This window comes from Brevundimonas sp. FV1ps31S (assembly GCF_058681265.1).
On the sequence record NZ_CM178735.1, the window covers coordinates 3050715 to 3067320 of the forward strand.

Consider the following 16606-nt stretch of genomic DNA (forward strand, 5'->3'; position numbering starts at 1 on the left):
TGGACGGCCAGCAAACGACGACGGTCCCCGCTTGGCAAGCCCGCGCTTCAGTTCGGGTTTCAGTCGAACAGATCGCCCGCGACCGGCGGCGTATTCGGGTTCTGGGGCGGGGCGTTCAGGCCCAGATGAGCATAGGCCTTGGCGCAGGCCATGCGGCCGCGCGGGGTGCGCATGATGAAGCCCTGTTGCAGCAGATAGGGTTCGATCACGTCCTCGACCGCGTCGCGCGCCTCGGCGATCGCCGCCGCCAATGTGTCCATGCCCACCGGCCCGCCGCCATAGTTCTCAATCAGGGCCTTCAGAAACCGCCGATCCAGACTGTCCAGCCCGGCTTCGTCCACCTCCAGCCGCGCCAGGGCTTTCGCGGCGACCAGTTTCGAAATGGTCTCGGCGCCGTCCGCCGAGGCGAAGTCCCGCACCCGGCGCAGCAGTCGTCCGGCGATCCGGGGCGTGCCGCGCGCCCGCGACGCGATCTCGCGCGCGCCAGCCTCATCGATGGCCGCGCCCATCTTGCGCGCCGTGCCCCGCACCACGGCCGTCAGTTCGTCGGGGGTGTAGAACTCCAGCCTCAGGGGGATGCCGAACCGATCCCGCAGCGGCGTGGCCAGAAGGCCCGCCCGCGTCGTCGCCCCGACCAGGGTGAAGGGCGCCAGGTCGATCCTCACCGAACGCGCCGACGGGCCCTCGCCGATGATCAGGTCCAGCACATGATCCTCCATGGCCGGATACAGGATCTCTTCGACCTGGGGGCTCAGCCGGTGGATCTCGTCGATGAAAAGGACGTCGCGCGGCTCCAGATTGGTCAGGATCGCCGCCAGATCGCCCGCCTTGGCCAGGATCGGGCCAGAGGTGGCGCGGAACCCTACGCCCAGCTCACGCGCCACGATCTGCGCCAGGGTCGTCTTGCCCAATCCGGGCGGGCCGAACAGCAGCACATGATCCAGGGCCTCGGCCCGGCCCCGCGCGGCGTCGATGAAGACCTTCAGATTGCCCTTGGCCTGCGACTGGCCGACGAACTCGGACAGGGTCTGCGGCCGCAGGGCGCGGTCGAAGGCTTCGCCCGTTTCGGCCTCAGGGGAGATGATGCGGGTCATATCCAACTTCCGCTCATCCCGGCGAAAGCCGGGACCCAGGTCTTTGGGCGCTCCGGTGTTGATCCGAGAGCTCGGGTCTGCGCCCGGCGCAGAGTGATGCGAAAACACTGGGTCCCGGCTTTCGCCGGGATGAGTGGAACAGAAAATCTCACCGCCCCAGCTCCTGCAGGGCCGCCCGGATCACCGCCGGCAGTTCGGCCTCGTCGCCCAGCCGGATCAGGGCCTGATCCACCGCTCGCCGCGCATTGACCTCGGCCACGCCCAGACCCAGCAGGGCCGACACGGCCTCGCCGGTCAGGGACGGCGGGGGCGGCGCGATCTCGACATGGACGCCCGGCGCTGTGGGCGCAAAACTGACGTCGCCCAACGGCTTGCCCTTCAGCTCGGTGACGATCCGCAGCGCTAGTTTCGGCCCCACCCCATTGGCCCGCGCCACCGCCGCCTTGTCCTCGCGCGCCACCGCGCCCGCCAGTTCGCCCGGCGGCAGCACGTCGAGCACCGCCAGGGCCGCCTTAGGCCCCACGCCCTGAATGGCCAGCAGGGTGGTGAAGGCCCGCCGCTCGTCGCGCGTCAGAAATCCGTACAGGCGCGGCCCCGCGTCCTCGCTCCACTGCGAATGGACATGGACCGTGGCCTCGTCGCCCGGCGCCGGCAGCCGTCCCAGGGTCCGCGCCCCGCACGACACGACATAGCCGACCCCGGCGCAGTCGATCAGGCAGTCCGCCTCTCCGACCTCGGCCAGCACGCCTCTCAATCTCCCGATCACGCCGCCCCCCGGTGCATGGCTTCCAGCAAGGACCGTTTCCTCAGTTGCGCATGGGTGACCGCCACGGCCAGGGCGTCGGCGGCGTCGGCCTTGACGTCCCCCGCTGTCGGCAACAGCCGTTTGATCATGAAGGCGATCTGGCTCTTGTCCGCATGGCCCGCCCCGACCACGGCCTTCTTGATCAGATTGGGCGAATATTCCGCGACCGCCAGGCCCAGTTTCGCCGGGGCCAGCATCACCGCCGCCCGCGCATGGCCCAGTTTCAGGGTCGAGGACGGGTTCACATTGACGAACACCTCTTCCACCGCCGCCTCTTCACAGCCGTGGTCGGCGCAGATCGTCCCCAGAGCCTCGAACAGGAACAGCAAGCGTTCGGAAAAGGGCGCCGCCTCGGGCGGGGCCACCACCCCGTGCGCGACCCACCTCAGACGCGCGCCGTCCGAGACGATCACCCCCCATCCGGTGCGTCGCAGGCCCGGGTCCAGCCCGATGATTCTGACAGGTTCGTTCGCCATCCGTTCCCCTCATGCCGCAAAGAGGGTTATCGGGCAATGAACGGTTTCAATCGTCGCGCGGATCGAGACGATACGAGGTCACGCCGGGCACGGCGCTGAGTTGCTCCGCCAGGCGTTGCAGGTCCGCCTCGCTCGCCGCCTTCAGCCGCCAGGTGCGCCGCGCTCGACCATCCTGCATCATTTCGAACCGGCCGGGACGCACCTCGGCGTCCAGTGACCGCAGCGCCGCCTGGACCGCCGCCTCGGGCGAAGGGTCGCGTCGCTCCCAGCAGATGGCGGCGTCGATCACCGTCCGACCCGGCAGTCGTCGGTCGATCAGTCTCAGTCCGCCGAGGATCAGCGCCGTCGTCGCCGCGCCCAGCGCGCCCAGTCCATACAGACCCGCCCCGAACAGCAGACCGACGGCCGAAGTGATCCAAAGCGACGCCGCCGTCGTCAGGCCATGAACGGAAAAGCCGGTGCGGAAGATCACCCCGGCGCACAAAAACCCGATCCCAGTCAGCACGCCGTGCGCCATCCGGGTCGGGTCCGTGGTGATGGTCTCGTTCGGCAGGGCGCGGAAGGCCCAGTCGGCCTGGGACAGGGCGGCCAGCATCAGCAGGGCCGAGGCCAGGCTGACCAGGATATGGGTTCGGAACCCGGCCGCCCGACCGCGCCATTCCCGCTCGAAGCCGATCACGCCCCCAGCGATCACAGCGCCCAGGATCGGCAAGACCGCGCCTTCGAGACCACCCAGATTCATCCGCTCTCAACGACCACACCCACTCCAGCGTTCCGTCGCCCGAGATCAGCCGTGCGCCTCGACATAGGTCTCGGGGTCCTTGTTGACCGGCTTCACGCCCGTGATGTGTTCGGCCTCGAAGGCGGCGAACTTCACCGCCAGGGCGTGTCGCGTCGCCACGTCGGCGTTCAGGCGGAAGTCGGTCAGACCCTGGCGCTCCTCCTCGCCCATGTGTTTGGAGTTGACCACATTGGCCTCGCCCACGGCCTCGAACCAGGCGGGGCTGCCGACCTCATGCGCCTCGACGGCCTTGACCGCGTCGCGCAGCTTGTTGTGATCTTCGATGGCGTCCTCTGTCTCGCCCTCGACCGTGCCGTCGTCGGCGTCATTGGCGCCCTCGCCCAGTTTCATCAGGTCGGGATAGAAGAACCGCTCCTCGGCCTCGGCATGGACGTCCAGAAAGGCCGACAGCCTCAGCCAGACCGCGCTCAACGCATTGACGTCCTTCGGTTCGATCTGTTCGATGATCGAGAACAGCCGGCGTTGTTCGGCGTGGTCGTCGAGGATCAGCTGGGTGATGTCCATGGGCGGTCGTCGTCTCTACGACCCCGGATGCCATCCGCCCTGGCGGCCAGGGCGGCCGCCGGGATCGGCGGGTCTCGCGGTCCCCGCCTTAATCCCGTTCGTCCGCGCGGGTTCCGCGCCGACGCCGATCAGCCCAGATCAGCCGACGATGGCCTGCAGTTGGGCGGCGGCGTCCGCTATGGTCGCCCGGCCGCCACGGCCGCGACGCGCGGCGTCCAGGGCCGCGGCCGACATGGCGCCCTCGGCGCGGGCGCTTTCCAGATCCTCGCGCAGGGCGCTGATCTGCTGGTTCAGGGTCTGGATGCGGGCCTCGTGCTCGTCCTGGGCGGCGGCCAGCTTGGCCTGCAGCTTGGCGGTCCGTTCCTCGGCGCGGGCGATAGCCTTGTCATGGGCCATGGCGGCCTTGGTCAGGGCCTCGGCGCGATCGACGGCGGCGACGCGCGCCACCTCCATCGAGGCCTGGCGCTGACGCGATTCCTCGGTCTCGATCTCAAGCGTGCGGACCCGTTCCACGGCGCGGTCCAACGCGACCTGAAGCGTGTCGGCGCGCCGTTCGACGGCGTGGGCGCCGGTCTGAAGCTCGTTCAGGCGCGACGCCTGTTCGCTGTTCAGAACTTCCAGCCCGTTAGCGCGCGCCGTGGCGGTGTCCAGCCGGGCGGTCAGGGCGGCGGTCTCGGCGCGGGCGGCTTCGACCTGGGTTTCCAGCGAACGGATGGCGCGAGCGGCCTCGGCCTGTTCGGAGGCGGCGCGGGCGCGTTCGGTGGCCAGCTGGCCTTCGCCAGCGGCGGCGGCGCGAGCCAGACCCGCCACTTCGGCGCCGACCTCGTCGACCCGGCGGCGCAGGGCGGTGTTCTCTTCCAGCGCCAGGGCCAGGTCGCGCTGCACCTGGCCGCGCGTTTTGTCGGATTCAGCCCGCCCGGCTTCAGCCTGTTTCAGCTGATTGCGCAGCGAGTCCTGGTCCTGCTCCAGCTCGCGAATCCGCTGGGCCGAGGCGCGTTCGGTCGTCTCCAGACCTTCCAGCCGCGTGGACGCCTGCGCGAGTTCGCTGCGCAGCCGGCCCAGTTCGACCCGGGCTTCCTGCAGATTAGCCGTCGCTTCCCCGCCGCGCGCCGACAGATCGTCGGCCTTGGTCTCGGACTCGGCCAGAGCGTCCGACAGCTTGCGGACCTCGGCGTTCAGTGCGCCGACCTGCTTCATCACCGACGCATTGGCGTTGCGCAGATTGAGCAGTTCGATGTGGTTGTCGCGCCGCGACTTGAACTCGGCGTCCAGCGGTTCGCGCAGCTGACCCAGCAGGGTTTCGAACGTCCCGAACCGCTGCGCCATTTCCGACAGCTGATCCAAGCTGTCCTGAATCGTCTCGAACCGTTCGCCGATCAGGCCCGCGACGTCCTGTTCCGCCGCACGATCCAGCGCAGACGGCGTATCCTTGGCCTGTTCCGTCTTGCCGCCGCGCGACAGGACCCGGTCTATTCTGGTCAATTTCATGGTCGCGCCCCGCGTCGTATGCCCGCATCACGGCGGGCGGCCCCGATGTCCGCCACAGAGGCGAATCGAACCGCTCACCGTCCTAAGACCATACGTTAATCGCGGGTTACGAAGGTGTCGAGACCTCCGTTCGCCGATCACCCCGTATACGTATTATCCGGCGTACCTGTTATCCGGCGTATTTGGCCGCGTCCTCGTCCGAGATGTCCTCGTTCGAATAGACGTTCTGCACGTCGTCCTCGGCGTCCAGCGCATCCAGCAGCTTGAACAGGGTGCCGACCGCGTCGCCCGTGACGGTCACTTCGGACTGAGGCTTCCAGACGATGGCGGTCGACTTGGGATCGCCCAGCACCTTGGACATGGCCTCGGCGACGTCGTTCAGATCCTCGAAGGCGGTCCAGATGGTGTGGCCCGGCGCGTCCTCGTAGATGTCGGGCTTGACCAGGTCGCTCTCGACGTCCTGGGCGCCGGCCTCGATGGCGGCTTCCATGACCTCGTCCTCGGTCCCGGCCTCGGCCTTGTAGATGATCTGGCCGACCTTATCCCACATGAAGGCGACCGAGTTCATCTCGCTCAGCGCGCCGCCGTTCTTTTTGAAGGCCGCGCCGATGTTCGACGCCGCGCGGTTGCGGTTGTCGGTCAGGGCCTCGACGATGATGCCGACGCCGCCGGGGCCCCGGCCCTCGTAGCGGACCTCTTCCATCGTATCGACGTCGCCGCCGGCGGCCTTGTTGATGGCGCGCTGGATCACGTCCTTGGGCAGGCTTTCGGCCTTGGCGTTGTTGATCGCCAGGCGCAGGCGCGGGTTGGCCGCCGGATCGGGCAGGCCCGACTTGGCCGCCACCGTGATGTCGCGCGACAGTTTGGAGAACAGCTTGGAGCGCTGCGCATCGGCGCGCCCCTTGCGGTGCATGATGTTCTTGAATTTCGAGTGGCCGGCCATGGGGATCGTCTTCGAGAGTCTGAAACCTGAGCCGCGCCTCCTAGCCGATGCGCGACAGGCTGTCACCTCGGCCGGCGCGGACGCGTGCGGGGTGGAACCGCGACCGTTTGCGAGTATTGATCCCTCAGACCAATAGGGAGCCCCCGATGAACACCGCCGACATCTACGAAGCCGAGGGCCGCGCCGACGATGATCTGCACGAGGCCGACATCGTCGAATGGTACGAAGCCCGCCCCGTCACCGTCCCCGCCGCCGTCGCCGCCGGCTCCATCATCACCGCCTTCACCCTGGGCGCCCTGACGGCTGTGGGCGTGCTGTTCCTGACCGGTTGGCTGGACGACTGACGCGGCGGTCCGAAACCGCCCGTCTCTTTGCCCCCCCCCGCTCCGCCGAAAAGGGGGATGGGTAATTTGCCGGTCAGTTGGTCATGCGACGACGCTGGATGTAGAGCGCCGCGCCCCCGGCGAGCATCAGGCTCATCAGGATCAACGCCCATTCTGACATTGTCGGAACCGCAGCCGCAGGTGCTCCGATCTGGAGCGTAAAACTATCGGCTGCGCCTCCCGAACCCCAGGTCCAGACGTAGGTACCGGGAACCAGCCCCATGCTGGCGAAAGTCCGACCGTTCCAGGTCGATGTAGTGGAAAGCGGGGCGTTTGAAACATATCCGGCAGGGATGCAAACCCCATCCATGCCGGCGAGGCGACTGAATCCGATAGGCCCTCCGCTGCCGCTGTTTGCGCCGAAATAGGTTGCCGCCGCATTGAACGTCGTCGGTCCGGCGATGACTCCGGTTCCCCAGAGGTTGCACGTCGGCCCGCCGATAATGATCGCATTACCCAGACTGTAGCCTGTAGCCCCGCCCCCTATTGCTGTCGGGTTCTGTGTAAGCGCCGCAAGGTTTATCGGCCCGGAGCCGGTCGCGACGACATTACCGCCGCTTTCGACGACTGTGACGACGTGGGCGGCTTGCGCGCCATTAGGAATGGCGAAGGCGCAAGCGGCCGCTGCCGCTGCCGCTGCGAACAGCGAACGCCTGATGGTTGGGGACATAGTTTTCCTTGCCACTCAAAAACATGTGCGTCTTCTAGGTTCGCGTTCCACCTTCAAGTCAATGCGTAATCGAAGGCGTGCCTACTCGACCGCCGGCGCCTTGCGCGGCACGTCGCGCAGGCGTGCCTTCTCGAGGCTCAGCGCCAGTCCGGCGTTGCGGCCCGCCAGCGTCGCGACCCTGTATTCGGCCGCCGTCCCCAGGATCAGCGACGCCTCCGACACGCTCAGTCCATAGTCCTGCTCCAGCCACTGGATCATGGCTCCCGTAGCGGCCCGCGCCGCCTCGTCCAGCGACGACGACTGACCCAGGACCGTGAGCCGGTCCTCGGTCTCGACGCGCGGCGCCGCAAGGGGCCGCGACGGCAGGATCTCGACGCTGAACTCCACGTCCAGCGAGGTCTCCAGCGCCCACTGCGTCGTCTCGCCGTCGCCCTGCAGCGCATGGCCGTCGCCCAGGAACAGCATGGCGCCCGGCTGGAACACCGGCAGATAGACGGTCGCCCCCTCGCCGATCCGGTTGAAATCCATATTGCCGCCCCACCGCCCGGTGTCGCCGGCCGACTGTTCCGCAAAGCCGAAGTCCGGCGCCACCCCCAGTCCGCCCAGCATCGGCCGGACCGGCACGACATAATCCTTCAAACGTTCGGGCGGATCCTCCAGCCGCGCCGTCCCCGCCTCCCGGTCCAGCCGCCAGCGCACCCGCTTGCCCAGCCCCGCCGACCGCGCCGCCAGACCCAGCGACATCGCCCGCCCCGCCACTCCGTCCAGGCTGTCGGCATAGTCGCGGTTCAGCCGCAACCGCCGGATATGCACCGCCAGCACGTCGCCCGCCTTGGCCCCCGCCACGAAGAAGGGCCCCGTCTGCGGATTGCCGTACAGGGCGACCACGTCCCCATTCTCGTCGATCCCGCCAGAATCGATAGTTCGCGTCGCCACCACATCGCCCGGCTGGATGACCATGACCGGCGCCAGATCGGCCGTGAAGGTGTTCGAGTACCGGTCCGGCGCATAGGTCCGTCGCCCCGGCGCCCCGGTCGGCATCTCCAGCCGCCGTGCGCTGAACCCGTGCCGCACGCGCGGTCCGGCGTTGCTGGTGTCGGGATAGTCGGCCCACCCCGTCAGGCCCCCGTCCGTCTCGGTTCCCTCGAACCGGTAGGCCACGTCATGGCTGTCGGTGGCGGAAAAGGCGATATGGTCGCCGTCCTTGCGACCCTCCAGCGCCCAGCCGCCGAACCGGCCGGACAAGGCCCCGTCCGTCGCCTCCAGGGTCAGCAGCGTATGTTCGGCGTTGCCCCACCGATCAACCGACACCAGCCAGGTCTCGGGCGCCGCCGCCGACGCCGGCGTCGCCACCGCCAGGACCGCCAGGCCCGTCATCATCCATCGACGCATGGTTCGTCTCCCGCCCGGAAGGGGCGGGCGAACGCTATCCGGACCGCGACCTCACGCAAGTGAAGCTTCGGCAATGTGGTCAGGGCCGCGGGCCGACCTCGACGGCCTTCACCCGGCACGCCGCGCAATCCTCGGCCTTCAGCACCAGGGTGTTGGTCCCGGCCATGAACGGCAGGGGCGCCGTCGCGACCTCGCCCCATCCATCGCCTGCGGGCAGGACCACGCTCACCGGCTCGCCCCCGTTCAGCCGCACCGACACCCGGCCGCCGGCGCCGACCACCGTCAGGGCGCGGTTACCAGCCGTCTCCGCCGTCAGGGTGTAGCGCAGCCATTCCCCCGTCTCGAACTCGGCGACGACCGGCTCTCCCTCGACCACGCCGATGTCCACCCCGTCGTTGCGCCAGGTCCGCCCCGTGTTCCACCAGGGCACGCGCTCGCCCGCCCCGTCGGTGTCGGAGTCATAGACATCCTTCCACGCCACGCCCGACCGGCCCAGGTCATAATCGGCCGCCCGGATGGTCACGCCCGCCGCCCCGATCCGATGCGCGACGAACGGAACCGCCGCGTCCGAACGGGGCTGGCGCAGCATGGCGTCCACCACGTCGCGATGTTCGAAATTGTTCTCGAACCGGATGTCGTGCGTCGCCAGCCGCATCAGCGTCTCTTGCGCCTCCTGCGCCGACGGCCGCGGCCCCTTGCCCGTCAGATAGGCGACCAACCGGAGCCATCCAGGGTTCGGCGTGATCTCCAGCGGCTGGTTGAAGCCGATCTTCTTCAGCGGCCAGAAGGCCCAGCCGATCCCCTCGCCCTCGACCAGGGCGATGGTCTCAGTGAACCAGGTATTGGAGTTCTCGCCGGATTCGCCCAGCCACACGGGCGCGTTGGTCTCGTCCCTCAACCGCAGGATGTCGGCGATCGAGGCCCGGTCCGTCGCGTTCCAGTATTTATGGAAGCTGATCGCGGTATTCTCGTCCCACAGGGGCGTGACGCCGCGATAGTTGTTGCCCCAGCAATTGCCCTCGATGACGATCATGTGCCGCGGATCGACCTCGCGGATCGCCGCCGTGATCTCCATCATCAGCGACCGCAGCGGGGCATTGGTCGTCTCTTCGCAGCCGTGGCCGCCGCCCGGCTTCTCGAAGTCCCAGTTGGGTTCGTTGATCAGGTCATAGGCGCCGATAGCCGGCTCGTCGGCGTAGCGTTCGGCCAGCCGCCGCCACAGGGCCACGGTCTTGCGACGTTTCTCGGCACTGTCCCACAGAGAGGGTTTCGACGGATCCCGGTCTGAGATGGCCAGGTCGCTGCCCTGCCCGCCCGGCGCGGCGTGCAGGTCCAGGATCAGATACATCCCATTGGCCTTCACCCAGGCCAGCAGGGCGTCGATCTCGGCGAAGCCCTCTTCCTTCCAGGTGTCCTGTCCCTGAACCGGCTCCTGATCGACCGGCAGGGTCAGCCGGTCGTAGTGCATCGGCAGACGGACCGAGTTGAAGCCCCACCGCCCCATGGCGTCGATGTCGGCCTTGGTCGTGTGATTGGCGCGCCAGGCGGCGTAGAAGGCCTCCGTCTTCTCCTCGCCGATCAGGTCGGCGATCCGGGCCCGGATCACATGCTGCGGACCCAGCGCGCCCAGCTGCAGCATATAGCCTTCCTGCAGCACCCAGCCGCCCAGCCCCATGCCGCGCAGGATGACCGGCTCGCCCGTCTCATCGACGATCCGCGTCCCCTCGGTCTTCAGGAACCCGCCCGTCTGCGCCTCGGCCCCACAGGGCGCGCACAGCGCCACAGTCACGGCCAGGGCCGCGATCCATCCCGTCCTCATGGCGTTCCTCCACGCTCCGTTTTGATAACGTTCTCACGAGAAGCGCGCGATGGCTAGGGTGAGCGATGCCGCCTTGAGGAGACCCGGGAATGTCTGAGAGGGGGTGATGGGGTGGACGCCCCCCGACGGCATCGATGTGCCAGAGTGAGGGTGTTGAACAACACTCGAAGGAGGCGTCCATGGGACAGGTTAGCACTGTTGGTCTGGATCTCGCCAAGAGCATCTTTCAAGCGCATGGCGCGGATGCTTCGGGCGATGTGGTGTTTCGCAAGAAGTTGGGGCGAGGGCGTTTGCTGGCGTTCTTCGCAGGCCTTCCACCTTGTGTGGTGGCGATGGAGGCCTGCGCTGGAGCCCATCACTGGGGTCGCGAGCTGACCCGACAGGGCCACACGGTCCGGCTGATCCCACCGATCTATGTGAAGCCGTTCGTGAAGCGTCAGAAGAACGACATGGCCGACGCAGAGGCGATCTGCGAGGCGGCGCAGCGACCCAGCATGAGGTTCGTGCCGCTGAAGCAGGAGGAGCAGCAGGCCAGCAGCGTGGTCTTCCGAGCCCGGGACCTGCTGGTGCGTCAGCGTACCCAGACCATCAACGCCCTGCGCGGCCATCTCGCCGAGTACGGCTGGATCGTTCCCAAGGGCGTGCCGCACGTCGATCGGCTGATCGCGCGCGTCGAGGACCCGGCCGAGGGGCTTCCACCCGCAGCCCGAACCATTCTTCTGGTCCTGGTTTCGAGCTTGCGAACGCTCGACCAGCAGATCGCTGTGCTCGACGCAGAGATCGCTTCTCGCGCCCGGCATGATCCCGTCGCGCGTCGACTGATGACCATCCCAGGCATCGGACCGATCACGGCGACGGCCCTGATCGCGCTCGCGCCCTCTCACGAAGCCTTCAAGAGCGGACGTCACTTCGCCGCCTGGCTGGGCCTCACGCCACGACAGCGATCCACCGGCGGTCAGCAGAAGCTGGGTTCGATCACCAAGATGGGCGAGCGAACGCTTCGACGGCTTCTGACCATCGGGGCCAGCGCCGTCATCAAACAGGCCGCCATCCGAAGCGCACCAGCAGGGTCGTGGCTCGACCAGATGCTGGCGCGAAAGCCGAAGATGCTGGTCATCGTCGCCTTGGCCAACAAGAACGCCCGCATCGTCTGGGCGCTGTTGGCCAAGGGCGATGTCTACCGGGCTCCGGGCGCGCTGGCCTAGCCAGTACGAACGCGAGACGTCGAGGCGTAGGATGAGCGAAGGAGCGTATGGCGCAACAGTCGGCGAGACGGGATCAGGAAAACCAGGGCTTTCCACCGTGCTTCGAGCACGCTCAGGGTGATTTGGACCGGATCCGCGAACTCCCATACAGGCCAGCGACGGTACGCCGCCGCAGTACAGGCCGGACAGATGGCAGCATCCGACTACGTGTCAGAAACTCTCGGATTCACTCTTGCGCTGAAGGGGGCGTCCACAGATGGAAAGCGGTCGTTGGTTCGCTAGAGTGATCGGATGAAGTTCGGCGAACTCAAATCCATTGGACACAACATCGCTGACTCGCTCGTGAGTGGCATATGCCTTCTCGTGGGCAACTACGAGATCGACATATTCGCCGAGGCAGCAGGTTCGCCCGCCGGATATATCGAGGTGGATTTCCTGTCTGGAACGAGTTCAGGCAGCCCCACATCTCCTACCCTAACCAAAGTCATCAGGCTGTATCGGGATGCTCTTGATCGTCTCTGCGCGAGCCACGGCACGAGCTCGATAACGTTCGCCGCACTGACTGCTCGTTTCGCCACGGATAGCCGATACGGTGGGCATTTCAGCGTCACCGTCGAAGACCAGTTGGGCCGCCGTTCGGTTGACGAATACCTCGGCATACCGGGCCGTAAGATCAAGGTCCGTTAGGGGTCGAAGGCGGTCATCGACACTTGCGCCGAAAGCCGCTCCCGCCCCAGGACGCCGCCCCTTCCCTCACCCCGCCCTCAGATTCTCCACCACCGCTCTCAGCTTGGCCGGCAGGGGCTTGGGACGGCGCGTCTCGGCGTCGACATAGACGTGGACGAAATGGCCGACGGCGGCCGGCACGTCGACGCTGCGCTTGAACACGGCGAAGCCGTAGCTGACGCTGGAGGTGCCGATCCGGTCCACCTTGATCCCGACCTCGATCACATCGGGGAATTTCAGCGCCGAGGTGTATTGGCAGCCGCTGTCCACCACCAGGCCGATGGACTCGTCCAGCGCATTGGCGATCAGCAGATGGGCGTTCACCGCCGAGTCCACGAACTCGTAGAATTTGGCGTTGTTGATATGGCCGTACTGGTCGTTATCGGCCCAGCGCGTCGAGACCATGTGAAAGGCCTTGTAGGTCGCGCGTTCGGCCAAGGGCCCCAAATCGCTCTTGGGCATCGTCAGTCGTCCTCCCTGGCGACAGTGCGCGTCGCCTTGCCCCGACGCTCGGGCTTGGACGACCTTGCGTCAAGCGCCTATCGATAGCGGGCAGATCACAAGGCGCTCAAGCCGTCGATGACCGCATCGGCGGCGGTAGCGCAAGAACCGCGCTCAAGCAGCCGACGACCGCGTCGGCGGCGGTAGCGCAAGAAAGAGCGTGCCCATGAGCATCCAGACCCGCGCCGCCGTTCTGTCCGCCATGGGCGCCTCGCCCCCCTATGCCGACAGCAGGCCCCTCTCCGTCGAGACCGTGACGCTCGACCCGCCCGGCCCCGGCGAGGTCCTGGTCGCCATCAAAGCCGCCGGCCTGTGCCATTCGGACCTCAGCGTCATCAACGGCGACCGTCCCCGCCCCCTGCCCATGGCCCTGGGGCATGAGGCCGCAGGCGTGGTCGAGGCCCTGGGCGACGGCGTCGCGGACCTGGCCGTAGGCGACCACGTCGTCATGGTCTTCATGCCGTCCTGCGGCCATTGCGACCCGTGCGCCGGCGGCCGTCCCGCCCTGTGCGAGCCGGGCGCCGCCGCCAACGGCAAGGGCGCGCTGCTGTCCGGCGCCCGCCGCCTCTTCCGCGAGGGCGAGCCGGTCAACCACCACCTCGGCTGTTCCGCCTTCGCCGAACACGCCGTCGTCTCGCGCCGGTCCCTTGTCCGGATCGACCCCGACCTGTCGTTCGAGGAGGCGGCCCTGTTCGGCTGCGCCGTCCTGACCGGCGTCGGCGCCGTGGTGAACACCGCCGGCGTCAAGGCGGGCCAGAGCGTCGTCGTCATCGGCCTGGGCGGCGTCGGCCTGTCCAGCGTCCTCGGCGCCCTCGCCTCCGGCGCGTCGCCCGTCGTCGCCGTCGATCTGTCCGAGGACAAGCTGGCCCTGGCCCGCACCCTCGGCCCCGTCCAGACCGTCAACGGCGCCGCTCCGGACGCCGTCGATCAGGTCCGCGCCCTGACCCACGGCGGCGCCGACTTCGCTTTCGAAATGGCCGGCTCGGCCCGCGCCCTCGACACCGCCTGGAAGATGACCCGGCGCGGCGGAACCACGGTCACCGCCGGCCTGCCCCCGCCCGAAGCGGCGCTCGCCGTCAACATCGTCTCCCTGGTCGGCGAGGAGCGCACCCTGAAGGGCTCCTATATCGGAACCTGCGTCCCCAGCCGCGACATCCCCCGCTATGTCGCCCTGTACCGCCAGGGTCGCTTGCCGGTGGACCGTCTGATGAGCGGCGTCATTCCCCTGGACGACATCAACGCCGGCTTCGACCGCCTGCACGCCGGCGAGGTGGTCCGGCTGGTGGTCAGGCCCTGAAAGTTAGGCCCTGACCACCAGCCCCGTGATCACTCCGCCGGCTTCGGCGGCGCGTTCTTCACATATTGGTCCATCCAGCGGGTCATTTCCCACAGGGTGTGGCCCACCGATTCCCGCGCGCGATAGCCGTGCGCCTCCAGCGGCAGGGTGACGTAACGCGCCGTCGCCCCCAGCCCCTTCAGCGCCGCATAGAACCGCTCGCTCTGCACCGGGAAGGTGCCGGAGTTGTCGTCCGCCTCGCCGTGGATCAGCAGGATCGGCTCGTTCAGCTTGTTCGCATAGGTGAAGGGCGACATCTCGGTATAGATCTCGGTCGCCTCCCAATAGTTGCGCTGCTCGGACTGGAAGCCGAACGGCGTCAGGGTGCGGTTATAGGCGCCCGACCGCGCGATCCCGGTCCTGAACAGGTCGCTGTGCGCCAGCAGGTTGGCGGTCATGAAGGCGCCGTAGCTGTGGCCCCCGACGGCGATCCGGTCGCGATCCGCCACCCCCATGCCGACCACCGCATCGACCGCCGCCTGGGCGTCGGCGACCAGTTGTTCGACATAGGTGTCGTTCGGCTCGGCCCCGTCCTTGCCGATGATGGGCATGGAGGGATTGTCGAAGATCGCATAGCCCTGGGTCAGCAGGAACAGGTGGCTGGACCCGCCCGGCCGCACGAAGCGGTTCTGCACATCCACCGTCTGGCCCGCCACCGCCGCATCGGTGAACTCGGCCGGATAGGCCCACATCAGCATGGGCAGCGGCCCGTCGCGATCCTTGTCATAGCCCGCCGGCAGATACAGGGTCCCCGACAGCTTGACCCCGTCCGCCCGCTGATAGGTCACCAGTTCGCGTGTCGCCCCCGCCAGCTGCGGCGCCGGATCGGGGAAGTTGGTCAGGGCCGTGGTCTGGCCCGTCGTCAGGTCGCGGATCTGCAGGTTCGGCGGGTCCAGGCGCGTCTCGCGCTGCGTCACCACCCGCCTGCCGTCCGCATCCAGGAAGCCGACCACCGCCTCGTAATCCGTGTCGGCCGAGGTCCACAGCCGCTCGCTCTGACCCGTCGCCGGGTCCATGGCGGCCAGGAAGGGGAAGGCGCCCAGCGGCGTCGCCCCGGCGCCCGACATCAGGATCCGCCCCTGCGGATCGAACCGGATCACCGACCGGCCCGCCGCATTCGGCTGGGTCACCGGCTGGCCCGGATTGTCGTAGCGGGCCTGATAGTTCCGCTCCAGCAACAGCCGCCCCTCGCCGGGATTCGACGGATCGACCACGAACCGCGTCTCGTGCCGGGTGTTGAACCAGCGGCTGTTGACGATGGCCAGGTCGTCCTTGCCCCAGACGATCCCGGCGTAGCGTTCCTTCAGGTCGATCAGCTTGACCGGCTCGGCCGTGAACGGCGCCGCCTGCATGAAGACCCGATCCCGGAACTCGACGTCCTTGCGAATATCGCCGCCGTCCAGCGCCTCGACCCAGGTCAGGGTCGCGGGGGCGTCAGCGCGCCAACCGACCGAACGCGGCCCCGGCGCCTCAGCGTCGAAGGCGGTCGGCACGTCGTCCCTCAGCGGCAGATCGGCGACGGTCCGCACCACCCGCCCGGCCATATCCGTCACCACGATCTCGGTCGGGAACAGGCCCGCAGGCACCACATAGGAGTAGGGCCGTTTGGCGATCTCGTGCAGGATATATTTCCCGTCCGGCGACACGGCGCTGTCCAGATAAACGGCCGGGGCGCCAATCGTCCGTGCACGGCCGTTCAGCGGAACCAGGGTCAGCTGCGAGGTGAAATAGTGATCGTACAGGGCCTCGTCGCCGGGGTTCGACAGCAGGTCCTGATAGGTCCGCACCGGCGCCACCCGCCCGGCCGTCTCTTCGATGTTCGGCCCCGTCGGCGCCATGGTCACATCTGGCGCCGGCCCGCGCCCGGCCGGAACCGCCTCGACCAGCAGGCCCGAACTGTTTGGCAGCCAGTCATAGCCGGACCCGTCCGTCATATTGACCACCGGCTCGGTCAGCTTGCGCGCCCGCGCCGTCGCTACATCCACGACCCACAGCTCCAGCCCCGTCGGCCGGTCCAGCACAAGGGCCAGGGATTTCGCATCCGGCGAGAAGCGCGGCGCCGTGAACCGCGCCTCGGCCGGCAGGGCCACCACCCGAGGCTGGCCCCCGTCCACCGCCTGCAGGCTCAGCCCGGTCAGCCACGACACCCGGCTTTCCGCCAAGCCGTTGTTGCGCGGATTGATCCGCGCCCCCGCCAGCCGCAGCATCGGCTCGGCCAAGGCCTTGATGCTGGGCAGGTTCGACCGGTCCATCAACACCAGGGTCTTGCGATCCGGGCTCAGCATCGGCGACGGCGTCGGCTTGGCGTCCAGAATGTCGGCGATCGGCGACGGCGGCTGCTGATAGACCGAGACCGTCGGCGCCGCGCTCTGACCGGCGCTCTGGGCCAAAGCGCCGCCGGCCGTCGACGCCATCAACACCGCCGCCAGCGCAACACCGGCCCCACGAACGCGCAACATCAT

General features: G+C 68.0%; 16 protein-coding genes. 4 read left to right on the forward strand and 12 right to left on the reverse strand.

Annotated features, from left to right (window positions below):
* Positions 1 to 59: 59 nt before the first annotated feature.
* The 7 genes from ruvB to ACVPT3_RS14600 all read right to left on the reverse strand — a co-directional run bounded on the left by ruvB (position 60) and on the right by ACVPT3_RS14600 (position 6112).
* Positions 60 to 1094 (reverse strand): Holliday junction branch migration DNA helicase RuvB, encoded by a 1035-nt coding sequence (ruvB, locus tag ACVPT3_RS14570; RefSeq protein WP_492041581.1) that lies wholly within the window; start codon positions 1092 to 1094, stop codon positions 60 to 62.
* 148 nt (positions 1095 to 1242) lie between these two features.
* Positions 1243 to 1860 carry a Holliday junction branch migration protein RuvA gene (gene ruvA, locus ACVPT3_RS14575; protein ID WP_008261054.1) on the reverse strand — a complete coding sequence of 206 codons (618 nt, stop codon included), beginning with the start codon at positions 1858 to 1860 and terminating at the stop codon, positions 1243 to 1245.
* A complete protein-coding gene (gene ruvC, locus ACVPT3_RS14580) occupies positions 1857 to 2375 on the reverse strand; it encodes a crossover junction endodeoxyribonuclease RuvC (protein ID WP_008259243.1) in 519 nt (172 codons plus the stop codon). Before ruvC ends, ruvA begins: the two co-directional genes overlap by 4 nt.
* A gap of 46 nt (positions 2376 to 2421) precedes the next feature.
* Positions 2422 to 3117: an MgtC/SapB family protein gene (locus ACVPT3_RS14585; RefSeq protein WP_492041582.1), complete on the reverse strand. Its 696-nt coding sequence runs from the start codon at positions 3115 to 3117 to the stop codon at positions 2422 to 2424.
* A 45-nt stretch (positions 3118 to 3162) separates the two neighbouring features.
* A complete protein-coding gene (locus ACVPT3_RS14590; RefSeq protein WP_492041583.1) occupies positions 3163 to 3681 on the reverse strand; it encodes a hemerythrin domain-containing protein in 519 nt (172 codons plus the stop codon).
* 138 nt (positions 3682 to 3819) lie between these two features.
* Positions 3820 to 5169 (reverse strand): hypothetical protein, encoded by a 1350-nt coding sequence (locus ACVPT3_RS14595; protein WP_492041584.1) that lies wholly within the window; start codon positions 5167 to 5169, stop codon positions 3820 to 3822.
* A gap of 169 nt (positions 5170 to 5338) precedes the next feature.
* Positions 5339 to 6112 carry a YebC/PmpR family DNA-binding transcriptional regulator gene (locus ACVPT3_RS14600; RefSeq protein WP_492041585.1) on the reverse strand — a complete coding sequence of 258 codons (774 nt, stop codon included), beginning with the start codon at positions 6110 to 6112 and terminating at the stop codon, positions 5339 to 5341.
* 146 nt (positions 6113 to 6258) lie between these two features.
* Here ACVPT3_RS14600 and ACVPT3_RS14605 point away from each other — a divergent pair, with 146 nt between their 5' ends.
* Positions 6259 to 6456, forward strand: coding sequence for a hypothetical protein (locus ACVPT3_RS14605; RefSeq protein ID WP_492041586.1), 198 nt, complete (start codon positions 6259 to 6261; stop codon positions 6454 to 6456).
* 73 nt (positions 6457 to 6529) lie between these two features.
* Here ACVPT3_RS14605 and ACVPT3_RS14610 read toward each other — a convergent pair whose 3' ends face one another.
* The 3 genes from ACVPT3_RS14610 to ACVPT3_RS14620 all read right to left on the reverse strand — a co-directional run bounded on the left by ACVPT3_RS14610 (position 6530) and on the right by ACVPT3_RS14620 (position 10376).
* The gene (locus ACVPT3_RS14610) at positions 6530 to 7165 is read right to left on the reverse strand and encodes an IPTL-CTERM sorting domain-containing protein (protein ID WP_492041587.1); all 636 of its coding nucleotides are present in this window, start codon (positions 7163 to 7165) and stop codon (positions 6530 to 6532) included.
* A gap of 81 nt (positions 7166 to 7246) precedes the next feature.
* Positions 7247 to 8557: an acetamidase/formamidase family protein gene (locus ACVPT3_RS14615; protein ID WP_492041588.1), complete on the reverse strand. Its 1311-nt coding sequence runs from the start codon at positions 8555 to 8557 to the stop codon at positions 7247 to 7249.
* A 79-nt stretch (positions 8558 to 8636) separates the two neighbouring features.
* Positions 8637 to 10376 carry a cellulase family glycosylhydrolase gene (locus tag ACVPT3_RS14620; protein ID WP_492041589.1) on the reverse strand — a complete coding sequence of 580 codons (1740 nt, stop codon included), beginning with the start codon at positions 10374 to 10376 and terminating at the stop codon, positions 8637 to 8639.
* Positions 10377 to 10555: 179 nt separating this feature from the next.
* Between ACVPT3_RS14620 and ACVPT3_RS14625 the strand changes: the two genes are divergently transcribed.
* Entirely contained in the window at positions 10556 to 11581 is a 1026-nt protein-coding gene (locus tag ACVPT3_RS14625; RefSeq protein WP_492040808.1) for an IS110 family RNA-guided transposase, read from the forward strand.
* A gap of 291 nt (positions 11582 to 11872) precedes the next feature.
* Entirely contained in the window at positions 11873 to 12268 is a 396-nt protein-coding gene (locus tag ACVPT3_RS14630) for a hypothetical protein (RefSeq protein ID WP_492041590.1), read from the forward strand.
* A 66-nt stretch (positions 12269 to 12334) separates the two neighbouring features.
* On the opposite strand, the gene ACVPT3_RS14635 is transcribed toward ACVPT3_RS14630, so the two are convergent.
* Entirely contained in the window at positions 12335 to 12769 is a 435-nt protein-coding gene (locus ACVPT3_RS14635) for an acyl-CoA thioesterase (RefSeq protein WP_492041591.1), read from the reverse strand.
* Between the two features lie 205 nt (positions 12770 to 12974).
* Between ACVPT3_RS14635 and ACVPT3_RS14640 the strand changes: the two genes are divergently transcribed.
* Positions 12975 to 14105 (forward strand): zinc-dependent alcohol dehydrogenase family protein, encoded by a 1131-nt coding sequence (locus ACVPT3_RS14640; protein ID WP_492041592.1) that lies wholly within the window; start codon positions 12975 to 12977, stop codon positions 14103 to 14105.
* A gap of 29 nt (positions 14106 to 14134) precedes the next feature.
* Here ACVPT3_RS14640 and ACVPT3_RS14645 read toward each other — a convergent pair whose 3' ends face one another.
* Entirely contained in the window at positions 14135 to 16606 is a 2472-nt protein-coding gene (locus tag ACVPT3_RS14645; RefSeq protein WP_492041593.1) for a S9 family peptidase, read from the reverse strand.